Genomic DNA, 12,287 nt, shown 5'->3' on the forward strand with positions numbered 1-12,287 from the left:
CAATGGTATTAAAGTATTCTTAGTCATCTAAGAAGGAGGAACTTATCTCTCTGTATAGGTATTTCTATGGGGTTAAGCAAAATATAAGATGCCAATGATATCCCTGCTAAAGTATCTTTTATACTCGTAATCTATATTTTATCGAATTAAAATAGTAAGTATTAAGTATCCTAAGCTTGAACAGTCTGTGTCTGACACACCGTCTATCCTTTCCAGTCAATGTAAACTGAATTTTACAGTTCTTTTTTGAATCTAGTCATATATACTCAAAGTCAGGAGGGATAATATGTATAAAAATCATCTTAAGGAAATAATACAAACACAAAAAATTAGCCAAAGTTGGCTAGCAGAACAGGTGGGAATTACTCGTCAAGGATTAAGGGATATTATGAATGATCCATTTAGAAATGTATCAATCAACGTTGTGACAAGATTAATGGAAGTATTAGATGTTTCTTTTTCTGAATTAGGAGAGGTTTATAAGTTTAGTGAATATCTTAATGAACAAATAATTGATAGATGTTTCGATGAAAAAACCCTAGAAATACTGTCATCATTAGTAAAAGAATCAACTGGGTTAAGGTTACATTTCGGACCTTATAGCGATAATCAAAAGTTGAATTTTCATGCTGATAGACGTTCAAAAAAGGATTTCTCAGGCAATGTGAGGATTAATGTTACCCTAGAAGGTTTAACTTTCGAAATTGTTGACTTTGACTTCTACAATTTACAGCAATCAATAGATATAAATGATTTCTTGTCAATCTTTTCTAAACTAATTGACGCGTTTGAGGTTTATGCTCAAAAAATCGGATTTAACTTGATTGTTTTTCATGTCGAATCATATTTTAACCGAATTGTAAAAACACAATATCCATATGCGAATCTTGATTCTTCTTTACTTAGAAGAAGACTAGAAAATTCCAAATACATATCAAGTGAAAATGAATTGGTAAAGCTAGTTTTATTGATGGAAAGAGGATTTACTACGAAAAATAGAACATCTGAGAATCATACTTTAATGTACTCCAAACTAATCAACAACTCAGTCCTATCTCCTGAAAAAATTGAATTAAGCTATAAAGAGCCTAAAATCTATTCTTAACACTATCCACAAAAGTTGTTCATTTGCATTACGATAGCTTTTGTGGTTTATTCTTTCACGCAAAAAAAGAGAGCTCAATTCTATTAGCCCTCTCATACAGAATTATTCAGCTAACTTCTTCCCAACCCCATAAACCACCCAGTCCCGCTCCCGTTCCACCTGCACCAAACGCAATCCAACATCACCCAAATACTCCCCAAACACATCCGGCTCCTTCAGCTCAGGCAGAAAGTGTTTCACTTTAGAATACTCACAGCCAATGAGCAGAATCCCGTCATCAGTCAGCATTCTTCTTATCTCTAAAAGACTCCCTCGCAAATTGCTCCAATGAAAATGATTTTGAAAGGCGCAAATTAGATCAAAGCTATTTGATGGGTAGTTTGTGTTCTCGATGTTTGCTTTTTCGAACGTGATTGTATTACCCGAGTGTAATCTCTTTGCTTGTTCGATAGCTTTTTCTGAAATATCTATCCCGATGATTGTCTCGGCCTTGAATCTTTGACTGAGGTAGTACGTTGTTGCGCCATTGCCCACACCTATATCTAAAATGCGGTGAAATTGTTTTGCTGGTAAGAATGACAGGCACCATTTTACCATGGGCAAGTAAACTTTATTCCATAATTTCATCATGACACTCCCTACCCAACCGGTTGGTGCTTTCGATTGGTTTAAAAGGTATTTGTAAATGAAAGCTAGTCCCACTACTATTAATAATAGGATAAAGAAACGATTCATGTCTTGTCCTTTCTGACGCAATCTAAAGTAATGATGTTTCTTAGATTCATAGTCTGGAATGGTATCCTTACAAATCCAATACCACTCTATCTACGATCTTTTAATTTCACATTTCTCTCATTACTTACATTGTACTTCACTTCGACATCCACTAAATAATAAACGACATGCTGTAAGTCCTCTTCTGTTACGTCTGCCTCAGTGGCACTTGTTGTTTGTTTATACCTAAGCTTGACAACGTTCCCTTTTTTGAAGCTTTCTGGTTCCTCTGTTTCAAATAATGCTTGATCTAAATAGTGCCTACTGAATAATTGACAAATTTTGGTTAAATGATGATTGATTGATTATTCAGTTCTAAGAGAGATATCTTCGATATCCATCTGAAAAATTGGCGTAAAAAATCTGCCGTCAATTTTGACAGATTCATTGCGATAACACTCAACACGATGCTTGATAAAGTCGTATCTTGACGTTTTGTGGTAATTAAAGCCGCGCCAAAACAGCGTTTCAATTGGCTGAAGCCACGCTCTACCTCAATTCGGTCTGTGTTGTCCTGATATTCGGTTAATTTATCTCGATTTTCATTCTTTCTTGGTCGACCTAATGCTGGTCCAGAAAGTCGGATATTTCGTGCTTTACAGTATTGAATGTTTTGCCGATTACGATAAATTTTATCAGCTAATACGCGTTCTGGATAATATCCATGCCGGTCGTAATATCGCCGGATTGCTGAAACGAGTACTTCTGATTCATTGTATGCATCAAAACTAGTTCGTTCGATGCGGGCGATTCCTCCATCGATGCTCATATCATATTTCGCTCCAAATTCAGTTGCAGCTTTGACTTTTCCGCGCACAATTGGACGAACCCATGGCTGGTGAAAGCTGACGATTCGATCAGAGACGCAATGGGTACGATGATCGTACATGTACTTTTGTTGGTCATAGATTTTTTGGATTATTTCCCACCATGTTTGATGCTTTTCAGATAGAGTAGTGCCCTTGGTCAGGAACTTTCGAATAATTTTCGCATCACGGTTCAAGAATCCTAAAAGTTTCCGAAGCTGGGCACGCAACCATTTCCTTGCTTTCTTCTTGCGTCGAACGACGTTCAAATAAACTTTACGTGCTACTTTACGATAGATCCGAGGCCTCTTCCAATTGTTCTCAGCACAAAGAGTGTCAATGATTGTTTCGGCATGTGTTCGTGCATCATTTAAAAGTTCAGTATCCGTAGGATACTTGATATTCTGGGGCGAACAGGTTGCGTCAAGAATCAAGGTACCAGATGATGAGTCATCGTTATCATTTGAGCTGTCATGGTTCGATTTTTCATTGTAAGCGACAATCTTCTCGTTGATCTCAATCAAAGTTGTCTTGTCTAATCGCTTACGAAAATTGACCATTGATGTGGCATCGAAAGGTCGTTCATCTTGGTAACCAGGTAACCCGATAAAAAATTGAAGATATGGATTTTCTTGAATTTGTAACACCGTTTCTTCATCACTGTAGCTGTACTCTTTTTGGATGAGTAAAGCGCCCAATGCCATGCGCAGCGGTTTTGCGACATTCCCTTTTTTATTTCGAAAGTTTTTCGCGTACTCTTTCTCCAACTCTATCCAAGGAATCCGTTCTGCTTTTTTGATCCAGCGATTTTCAGGATTCATTTTTAAACCGATAGGTTGATTAAAATCTTCAAAAGCGAGTTGGGTGTGAATTTGCGGTTTATACATTCAAAAACCTCCAAAAAGGGTAAGAGTGCACGGTTTTCAGCATATTACTGAAAAAAGGCCTGCATTAATTTTATCAGATATCAGCGGGTGTTGCTGGTAAGTTAAGGTTTTAGAAATGATCGGCAGACATTAAATAGCTGTCAACCAGCACCACATAAGACTTCTCTCCTATGGTCCGAACACTCGTAACAAAGAAATAGTCGGTCCGTGTTTGAACAGGGTTTCTACCTAGAAGCAAATCCAATGACTGTACTTTTCTTGGATTTGAGATAGCCACTCTTTCCTCATCCTCATTGAACAAGTCCATAGGTGTTACTTGATCTAATTCATCATAGGTAAAATTAATAATCTCATCTTTTTCGTATTTCAATTTCGTTTTTGTATCCCACTGTAAAAGGGTGCCACTAGAAATATCTTGAAAAATCACACTATGACCATAATAGGCCTTAGATGCGCCCATCGGAACTCTGTTATCAATACTGATTACTTTTGCTATTGCATATTTTCTCATCATATCACCTACTCGTAATATATATTTTGAAGAAACTTTCATTCCTTCAATCGCCCTTAGGGGCTATTCCTAATATGTTTAAATAAAATAACGATTACTACTTGGATACTGTAGGATATTCCTGAATAATAAGTCTTGGAAAGGACTTACGGGAAGACGCTATCACCTTCTGCAGTTTTACTGCGACAGAAAGTCTGTGACCCGAACCGTTGGTATAACCTCCAACACACTAGCTGAGTCCATTGACCTCTACCAATCCTAGTAGAGATTGGGTGGCTTAGAGGTTTAATGAATGAAACTCTATTATGCGAGGCTGTCGTTAGACAACGTGATTCTGGGATATCCCACAGTACCCAAGCAATTTCCGAATAATCAATGAAAGGAGGTCCTTCCACATGAAACTATTTGTCGGTTTAGACGTTAGTTCTGAAAAATTAGATGCTTGCTTTATGACAGACGATTCAACTTGCTCTGTTTTAAAAGAAGCATCTTATGGAAATAGTCAACTTGGCGCAAGCCAGATCAAAGAATACATTCTCGAATTTTCTCAAAAATTTGAGATAGAGAGCTTAGTGATTGGAATGGAGGCCACATCTTTATATAGCTTTCATCCAGCTATGTTTTTTAAAGAAGATCTTGAGTTAAATCAATTGAACCTTATGGTTTCAGTTGAACAACCAAATAAAATTAAAAAGTATCGTGATATTTTTGAAGAAAACAAAAACGATCAAATTGATGCTTTTTATATCGCTGACTATTTTCGCATCCAAAGGCAAGTCAACTCCATCATTAAAGAGGAAGAATACCTTGCCCTCCAACACTTAACTAGAACGCGTTATCAGCTAATTAAACAGCTGGTTCGTACAAAGCAACACTTTATCGAAAACATTTATTATAAATGCAACACGCTTTCTAAAGAACTAAAAGCAGAAGGTGGATCCGTTTTAAGTGCCACATTAGTAACTCTAATGACGGAAGATTACACAATGGACCAACTTGCCGAACTGTCATTAGAAGAGTTTGCGAACCTAATTCAAAAACTAGGGAAGTATCGTTTTAAAAATCCCGAAGGAATTGCAAAGGCAATTTCTAAAGCCATACGTAGTTCCTACCGGTTAGGAAAAGTCCATCAGGACTCTGTAGATATTGTTTTGGGTGTTCTAGCCAAAGAAATTCGTAGTCTTGAAAAGTTAATTAAAGACTTAGACAAAGCCATTGACGATTTAGTCGTTGTGCTACCTGAATATCAATGTTTAACCAGTATTCCAGGAATCGGTCCTGTTTATGCTGCGGGTATACTCGCTGAAATTGGCCCTATCAATCGCTTTTCAGATGAAAGCAAATTGGCTAAATATGCCGGTTTATATTGGCGACAGAACCAATCAGGTAACTCTGAGTATGAAAATACTCCTATGGCCAAACGAGGCAATCGTTATCTCCGTTATTATCTAGTTGAAGCCACCAACTCCGTAAGGAGATACGAGCCTGAGTACCATGCGTATTATAAGAAAAAATACGCTGAAACACCCAAGCATAAACACAAACGAGCCATCGTACTAACCGCAAGAAAATTTACGCGTCTGGTGGATACGCTACTACGTAACCATCAACTCTATATGCCACCAAGGAGCGTGATAGATAAATAACAGTATGTTATTGACGCTAATCCTTGGAAGTACCCGAAAAAATTTTTAATTTTGGTCGGGTTTAGTTCAGTGCGCTTCAAAAATTAACTACCTTTAAAAATCTTTTGAAAAATTATCTTGACTTATTACCACTAGACTATCCAGTATCTATTATACTAATTTTTTCTCGTTAGCTAAGCGGACAAGTCCGAAAAGAACACTCTTTGCGTTCGCTTTCATAAATCTATTATAAAAGAATGAAGACAACAAAAATAGTCACCTCATGAATCTCTTTTTCATAAAATCTCTCCTGCTATCTATTTGAGATTAATATTCTACAAGTATATATTTAAATAATCTTGTAGCTAAGACCCCTTGAATCGCGGAAAACGAAATGTTATTCAACCCAAATAACAATTGAAGAATTTTGAGACGATATTCGCTCATAAACCATAGCCATCACAAAAAACCTCCCGCAATTCAACAATCAATTGTCAAATCACGGAAGGAAGTTTCCATACTTTTAAATTTTAGTGATTACTCGTTACTTAAAGCCTCCATCTATCTTCGTCGTATAGTCGTATTCTAGTTCATCATAAGGAAACATCGGGTGCTGGATTTGTTTAAAATCCAGCTTTTCTGTTGCTTGTTGTGTTGGGCCGTCGGTTAAGGCCATCACGCAGTAGGCTCCGTAGGCGTCGAAGTCTGGTGAGATATAGCCTTGTTTTACTATGATCACTTCGTAGTCTTCTATGGGGACATTTGCCCACATAAATTGTGCTAGTTCTGTGAAGCTCACTGATTCGCGCTGCACTAGCACCGTGAGGGGATAGTGCTTTAATTTTACACCGATCACGCATCCTGTGATGGGGTCTTCTTGGTAATCTTGACTGACTACTCCTTTTGAGACGATCATTCCTTCTAGTAATATCGCTTTGGATCGTTCGTCGAGGTCTTTTCCTAATTTAAACTGCACCGCGTCCCCTAACGCGTATTGATTTAGCTGAGTGGTTGCTTTTTCGTCAATAATACCTGCGATCAAGGTGGACTTCTGCCAATTGGGATGTGTCTTCAATAAGTGTCGCAGGATCACTGTACTGTAGCCATCGCTGCCGGCACCGCAGTTATCTCCTGAATCGGTGATGAAGATTGGTTGCTCCGTCATATTCTCTACCTCGGCTAACACCTGTGCTAATTCTCCGTAATTGCCGTGATAGTGGAACTCATACCGTCGGCGCAGGATAAAGTCGTATAGTTCATCGGCTTTTTCTTGGGCGTAGCTTCGATAGCGTTGATCGGCTGGTACTACTGTTATGGCACAGCCTAAGCGATCACTGTCATTACGGACATAGCCTACATGAAAGGAAGCGCAGAGGATTCGTTCGTCTTGTTCTAATTCATCGAGCTTTTGATTGATAGAACGGACTGGTTCGTCTGAAGACACCGAACGTTCGCCGCCTACGATGATCGGCAGCTTGCGACAGACTGGTTGGATTACTCGTGTGCGTTCTTGTAGGATTTCACAGAAAAGGGTCGCTGTTTTGTCGAATGTTTCTTGGATATCTGTATGTGGCGAGTGGCGGTAGCAAGTCACCAGATTGGTCATCTTCGCGAATTCTTTCGTCACATTGCCGTGCGGGTCCATCACCACGGCGATTGGCAGATATGCACCTACTAATTTACGGATCTCTCGTAAAATCACAAACTCTGCTGATCCTTCCGGCAGATTCATCACCTTGCTGGCACCATGCAGATAGAGATAAATGCCGTCGATCTCACATATCTGCTGTTTCACCGCAGCTAGAAAATGCTCTAGGATATAGTCGAACGCCTCTCGCTCGATTAAGCCGCCAGGATGACCATTTGCATAGAAACCTGGGATTAGCTGGATACCTTGATTATCAAAGATAGGCTGAATGCCCATCTTTGATATCATGTCGTTGCCTTCTGCAAAGAGAAAATTTTCTTTGTTCATGGTTTTTGGCGTATGCTCGTTGCTCTCTGAATTGAAGAATCCTACTAATACCTTCATTTGCGTTTCTCCATCACTGTCATCATATTTTGATAAACGCCTTCTGCATTCATCAAGCCGAAATCGGTGGAGTTGATCACCATGATGGGGATCTCAGCGGGTACTTCTTTGCGGACATTTGGTACTGCGTAGCGGACTTGAGGCGCCAGCATCACCAGCTGTTTTTCGTGTGATTTAGGGCCGACCTTTTCCAGACCTACTGCTTCGATGTGGATGGATTGTCCGGCTTTTTCTGCTACTTCACTGATTTTCTTGCATAAGATCGCGGTACTCATCCCCGCTTGACAAACTAATAATACGTTCATGTTCATTCTTCCTCTCTTTCTAGTAAACTTCGATTGCGTCTTCTGGGTTTTGTTCTGAAGGCAGCTGTTCTTCTGCCAGCTTCTCTTTTTCAAACAATTTATAAAATGGATAGTACACCAGCATATTGGCGGCGATACATACCACCGTCAGAATCACTGCCCGATAATCAAGGCTGGACAACCATTGCCCCACGCCCACCGGCACTGTGGAGCTGACATTGATCAGCGTACGATTGACCAAGCCTACCGCCATCGCTCCGTAACACAAGAAAATATTCACCACTTGGGTCAGTAGAAACGGGATCAAGAAAATCGGGTTCAAAACGATCGGCAATCCAAACAACACCGGCTCGTTGATCCCAAAGATTCCGGGAATGATCGCCAGCTTGCCCACCGTACGAATCTGAATGGATTTGCTTCGCAGCATCAACAACACCAATCCTAATGTCGCACCGCCACCACCGATAGCTACAAAATTGAAATAGAACGAACTCGTAACGATCCGAGGCAGCTCCGTTAATGGTGTTCCGCTGCATAAGCGGCCGCGTTTTCTAAGGTATTGGCATCAAAGGACGGCATCACCACCGACAAGATGGCACTGCTGTGGATGCCAAACCACCAGCCAAGTTGCGAGACCACCGAAGCAAGGGAGACCCCGAAGACCGTATCCACTGCCAGATTCAACGGCTGTCCGATCATCATTAATAGTTTTGGTACTGATGTCGCGAAGACCTCCGCAAAGATCATGCGGATCAATACCATCGTCAAAAATACCACCGCTAATGGCACCAACGCTCCGATAGATTCCTTCAACGATGCCGGCACCGTATCTGGAAAAGCGATATACCCCACGCGTTTTCGCACCAGCAGATGGTACAGCTCCACCGCCGCAAAGGTCGTGATGATTGCTGAAAAAAGGCCTGTTCCGCCAAAGTAAGCTGTGTCCCAATTCCACTCCACGTATTGGCTATTCACCACTAAAAAGGAGACCAGTGCCACCAGCATGGTTAAAAAGACATTCATCTGACGTTTTTGCGCCAAGTTATAGGCGATCGCTAATGACAGGTAGACACCCTGACTGCCTAGTGTCACCCCAAACAAGAAATTCAGGTGCGAGCCATAGACCTCCGCCGCCTGCGCCCAGCCCTTCATCACGGGATAAAAGACATCCGTTTTAGATAGCAAATGATAATCCACGATTGGCTGCGACAAGATCAACGCAAAAGAGCCAATCAAAATCAACGGCAGGATCGTCATGAAGGATGTGGCGATCACTTGCAAATAAAGATTGCCCGCCAGCTTCGCCGCTAAAGGTGCAAAGAGCTTTTCCAAGACATTGGAGAACTTCTGTAGTTGTTTACTCATAGCTTTCCACCTCCTCACGTTCCATCTGATCAATCAGCAGCTGACACATCCGACTCCACGAGATCGCATTGGCAAGATGATCCTGCGCATGGGTCATGACCAGAGAATACGGCACCTCTTCCTCATTGACTTCTGCTTGGATCAGCTTTGTTTGGATATTGTGCACTTCCGCCATGCGCTCTTGTCCACGCTTCATCGCCACCACCGCAACGGCTAGATTGATTCCTTCAAGATAGGCGTTCATCCCTTGATAAAAATCATCCATCGCGTCACCGGCGATGCTGATGATCTGAAACGCCGTCAGTTGTACTTCTTCTTTTGTCATGTTTTTCGTCCTCCTTGTTAGTAGAATGCTGCATAAGACCAATCACAAATACGATACTTCCCGCCACGACCCAGCTATAGGTCAACAAATCGCTGAGATGCCACGGCTCCCGAAATAAAAACACCGAGACCGCTAACATCAAGGCAGGATTCAAATACTGCAGAATCGCCAATACCGTCTGGGGCAGACGTTTACTGGCGGCCATAAATAAAATCAAGGGCAACGCTGTCGCAGCGCCGCTGGTCATCAATAATAGATTGCCTTCCCACATTGGCAACACCAACGGCATCTTGGTGACCCACACGATCACCAGCGCTACCGGCAATAAGATCACCGTCTCCACCCACATCCGAAACATCGGATCTAGTGCCCCCTGCTTTTCCAACACGCCATAATAAGCCACACAAAGTGCCATCAACAGTGGCACGAGGGATAACGACGCACCTGCCACCAGCTTGGTGAAGATACTTCCCATCAATAGCACCACCGCAAACCGCTGCCAGACATTCAGCTGTTCCTTGAAAAAAAAGCGCCCAAAGAACACCGTAAAAAGCGGCGAGCAAAAATAAGCAAAGCTTGCACTAGTCGTCTGACCACTGGCGACACAATAGATAAACGCGCCCCAGTTGCCGCCGATCGAAAGCGCCGCTAGACACAGATTCCGCCGCACCTTAGCATCTCGCCACACCACCAATAATTGCTGGACCAGCCTCTCTTTTTTGAAAGAACAAAGACACGTCAATGTCATCACTATAAATGACCAAATGATGCGGTATGCCAACAACTCCAGCGAGTCGATGCCTTCTAGCAGCTTCCAAAAAATCGGCAGAAAGCCCCAGATCGTGTAGGTAATCACTCCATAAATAAGACCTTTTTTGATAGAACCAACTCCTTTTCATCAACCAATCGGAGAAAGCAAAAAAGCAGGCCCGACACATCTCACACTCTTTGTGAAATGGATCAAGCCTGCCTAACAGTCACCCTCCAAATGGTTGAACTATTCAATTTTTCGGTATTTCTTTTCAAGATTCGTTGCAACGACCGTGTCTCCCTTCTTCTTGCCAAACCCGATGCCCTTTTTCACCAAGACCCACTCTCCTTTCCCTTCACGAGCCACCACGACATTATGCGTCAACACCTGAAGAACCACCATATTCCCACCCTTTCTGATAAGTAATGATTTCAAATAAAACGTCAGCGATTTCACTAAGAGGCTGGCTCACTTCTATTGCGAGCCAAAGCAACACAAAAAAAGGTATCGGGCGTGGTCTGCCCAATACCTTTGACATAGCGAAATAAACATATACCACACCTCGAAATTTCCCCACAAAAAAGACTAGAAAAAAAGCTTAAATTTGGTACAATAATGAGGTCGGTGTGATACACTGACTATGGCAACTTGATTGGTCAGTTGGCGCTGACTTTTCAAGGCTCTATGTTCTGGCTCCGACCAGAATGTAGAGTGCCTTTTTTATTTGATTAATTAAATATCTGAGTCCATTTTATTGAAAGCGGATTAGCCTGTCAAGCGAACAAAAGATTTTTTTTGAGATTATGGTCAGAAAAATGATGCTGATCGCTTTACTCCATACACTATTAAAAGTTAATACCCCCAACAATTTTTTTCTACCCCAATTTATCCGTTTTGGGGTAGATTTTTTTAATTTCGAACTCACTCATCCCGCTCTTCAAACTCCAACAGATAATGATCAATCTGACCGTTTTCTATGATCTTCATTTCGATCATATCCCATTCCTTATGGTTCAGGAGTTTTTGAACGAGCTCGTTTTCGATCTCCGCCTTGGTTATCGTGCCTACATCATAATAATCTATCTCAAATAGGTCATCGATTTTATTTCCTTCTTCATCTTCTTCATAGCTTGAGAAAATGACGTAATTGACCACAATCTCATTGTCCCTTCGTGCATGTCTCACTAATTCATCTAAGAGCACGATCTCACAGCCAAAATACCTCAATACCTCTTCTATTTCTTCGTCACCCCAATTGTAGTGGGGTTCATTTTTTTCAAGAATTTGTTGAATTTCTTCTTTATGTTCTTCAGTTAGTGATTCGTAAGTAATCTTACTATCGGTCGCTCCATCTGCATCGCTTTTTTGTTCAACTCTATATAAAACGTTTCCATTTCGGTCTAGTATATTGAACTTTAATGCCCTTTGACCGTTCAACAGCGTGATCCAAATTGCGCGTTCAGATCGATACCCGCCATAAGTTAATTGTGTTTTTTGATATTCTACTGTCACCTTTTCATCCTCCTTAACAACAGTTTTCCCGTCATTATTATACAATGAGGCAATCGATAAGGACTAGCTGATTTCACGATATAAAAACCCCAATTACGATTTATTTTTAAACAAAATGACTTCGTTTCTAAGAATTGAACTAAAAAATATGCGGTGCACAGAACACGCCGCATATCGGACTAAGTTTTATTCGAACTCCTCTTCACCAACACGATCTTATACGAAAGCTTCCTTGAATAATAGTGATCATTTTCGCCATATTACACAGTTGATAAAATCAGCGTCTCGA

The 12,287-nt window shown here is 41.1% G+C and carries 13 protein-coding genes; 2 read left to right on the plus strand and 11 right to left on the minus strand.

Going from position 1 to position 12,287, the window contains the following annotated elements:
• The first annotated feature begins 286 nt into the window (after nucleotides 1-286).
• Entirely contained in the window at nucleotides 287-1,105 is an 819-nt protein-coding gene (locus IGI52_RS22730; protein WP_438782474.1) for a helix-turn-helix domain-containing protein, read from the plus strand.
• A 102-nt stretch (nucleotides 1,106-1,207) separates the two neighbouring features.
• Here IGI52_RS22730 and IGI52_RS22735 read toward each other — a convergent pair whose 3' ends face one another.
• The 3 genes from IGI52_RS22735 to IGI52_RS22745 all read right to left on the minus strand — a co-directional run bounded on the left by IGI52_RS22735 (nucleotide 1,208) and on the right by IGI52_RS22745 (nucleotide 4,086).
• Nucleotides 1,208-1,732: a class I SAM-dependent methyltransferase gene (locus IGI52_RS22735; RefSeq protein ID WP_438782475.1), complete on the minus strand. Its 525-nt coding sequence runs from the start codon at nucleotides 1,730-1,732 to the stop codon at nucleotides 1,208-1,210.
• Between the two features lie 433 nt (nucleotides 1,733-2,165).
• Nucleotides 2,166-3,572: an IS5 family transposase gene (locus IGI52_RS22740; protein WP_070503603.1), complete on the minus strand. Its 1,407-nt coding sequence runs from the start codon at nucleotides 3,570-3,572 to the stop codon at nucleotides 2,166-2,168.
• 109 nt (nucleotides 3,573-3,681) lie between these two features.
• Complete coding sequence (locus tag IGI52_RS22745) at nucleotides 3,682-4,086, minus strand: hypothetical protein (protein ID WP_438782476.1); 405 nt, start codon at nucleotides 4,084-4,086, stop codon at nucleotides 3,682-3,684.
• A gap of 392 nt (nucleotides 4,087-4,478) precedes the next feature.
• Here IGI52_RS22745 and IGI52_RS22750 point away from each other — a divergent pair, with 392 nt between their 5' ends.
• Nucleotides 4,479-5,729 (plus strand): IS110 family transposase, encoded by a 1,251-nt coding sequence (locus tag IGI52_RS22750; protein ID WP_002346915.1) that lies wholly within the window; start codon nucleotides 4,479-4,481, stop codon nucleotides 5,727-5,729.
• A 523-nt stretch (nucleotides 5,730-6,252) separates the two neighbouring features.
• Here IGI52_RS22750 and IGI52_RS22755 read toward each other — a convergent pair.
• The 8 genes from IGI52_RS22755 to IGI52_RS22790 form a co-directional block, all read right to left on the minus strand.
• Nucleotides 6,253-7,740, minus strand: a complete 1,488-nt coding sequence (locus IGI52_RS22755; RefSeq protein ID WP_438782477.1) for a M81 family metallopeptidase — start codon at nucleotides 7,738-7,740, stop codon at nucleotides 6,253-6,255.
• The gene (locus IGI52_RS22760) at nucleotides 7,737-8,045 is read right to left on the minus strand and encodes a hypothetical protein (protein ID WP_438782478.1); all 309 of its coding nucleotides are present in this window, start codon (nucleotides 8,043-8,045) and stop codon (nucleotides 7,737-7,739) included. Before IGI52_RS22760 ends, IGI52_RS22755 begins: the two co-directional genes overlap by 4 nt.
• Nucleotides 8,046-8,064: 19 nt before the next feature.
• On the minus strand, nucleotides 8,065-8,556 hold the full coding sequence (locus IGI52_RS22765) for a PTS transporter subunit EIIC (RefSeq protein ID WP_438782696.1): 492 nt from the start codon (nucleotides 8,554-8,556) through the stop codon (nucleotides 8,065-8,067).
• Between the two features lie 5 nt (nucleotides 8,557-8,561).
• Nucleotides 8,562-9,410: a PTS transporter subunit EIIC gene (locus IGI52_RS22770; protein ID WP_438782479.1), complete on the minus strand. Its 849-nt coding sequence runs from the start codon at nucleotides 9,408-9,410 to the stop codon at nucleotides 8,562-8,564.
• Nucleotides 9,403-9,735, minus strand: a complete 333-nt coding sequence (locus tag IGI52_RS22775; protein WP_154059571.1) for a PTS lactose/cellobiose transporter subunit IIA — start codon at nucleotides 9,733-9,735, stop codon at nucleotides 9,403-9,405. Before IGI52_RS22775 ends, IGI52_RS22770 begins: the two co-directional genes overlap by 8 nt.
• Nucleotides 9,680-10,615 carry an EamA family transporter RarD gene (rarD, locus tag IGI52_RS22780; RefSeq protein ID WP_340140100.1) on the minus strand — a complete coding sequence of 312 codons (936 nt, stop codon included), beginning with the start codon at nucleotides 10,613-10,615 and terminating at the stop codon, nucleotides 9,680-9,682. Before rarD ends, IGI52_RS22775 begins: the two co-directional genes overlap by 56 nt.
• Nucleotides 10,616-10,732: 117 nt before the next feature.
• Nucleotides 10,733-10,888, minus strand: a complete 156-nt coding sequence (locus IGI52_RS22785; RefSeq protein ID WP_083291850.1) for a CAT RNA binding domain-containing protein — start codon at nucleotides 10,886-10,888, stop codon at nucleotides 10,733-10,735.
• A gap of 519 nt (nucleotides 10,889-11,407) precedes the next feature.
• Nucleotides 11,408-11,998: a hypothetical protein gene (locus IGI52_RS22790; protein ID WP_438782480.1), complete on the minus strand. Its 591-nt coding sequence runs from the start codon at nucleotides 11,996-11,998 to the stop codon at nucleotides 11,408-11,410.
• Nucleotides 11,999-12,287 lie beyond the last annotated feature (289 nt).

Origin of the sequence: Enterococcus sp. DIV0187, from assembly GCF_051713785.1 — a bacterium.
Lineage (GTDB): Bacteria > Bacillota > Bacilli > Lactobacillales > Enterococcaceae > Enterococcus_A > Enterococcus_A avium.

Excerpts from the sequence above, each read along its gene's own strand:
- IGI52_RS22785 (WP_083291850.1), bottom strand. The coding sequence starts at position 10,888 with ATGGTGGTTCTTCAGGTGTTGACGCATAATGTCGTGGTGGCTCGTGAA.
- IGI52_RS22770 (WP_438782479.1), bottom strand. The coding sequence starts at position 9,410 with ATGAGTAAACAACTACAGAAGTTCTCCAATGTCTTGGAAAAGCTCTTT.
- IGI52_RS22750 (WP_002346915.1), top strand. The coding sequence starts at position 4,479 with ATGAAACTATTTGTCGGTTTAGACGTTAGTTCTGAAAAATTAGATGCT.
- IGI52_RS22755 (WP_438782477.1), bottom strand. The coding sequence starts at position 7,740 with ATGAAGGTATTAGTAGGATTCTTCAATTCAGAGAGCAACGAGCATACG.
- IGI52_RS22730 (WP_438782474.1), top strand. The coding sequence starts at position 287 with ATGTATAAAAATCATCTTAAGGAAATAATACAAACACAAAAAATTAGC.
- IGI52_RS22775 (WP_154059571.1), bottom strand. The coding sequence starts at position 9,735 with ATGACAAAAGAAGAAGTACAACTGACGGCGTTTCAGATCATCAGCATC.
- IGI52_RS22735 (WP_438782475.1), bottom strand. The coding sequence starts at position 1,732 with ATGAAATTATGGAATAAAGTTTACTTGCCCATGGTAAAATGGTGCCTG.
- IGI52_RS22740 (WP_070503603.1), bottom strand. The coding sequence starts at position 3,572 with ATGTATAAACCGCAAATTCACACCCAACTCGCTTTTGAAGATTTTAAT.
- IGI52_RS22745 (WP_438782476.1), bottom strand. The coding sequence starts at position 4,086 with ATGATGAGAAAATATGCAATAGCAAAAGTAATCAGTATTGATAACAGA.
- IGI52_RS22760 (WP_438782478.1), bottom strand. The coding sequence starts at position 8,045 with ATGAACGTATTATTAGTTTGTCAAGCGGGGATGAGTACCGCGATCTTA.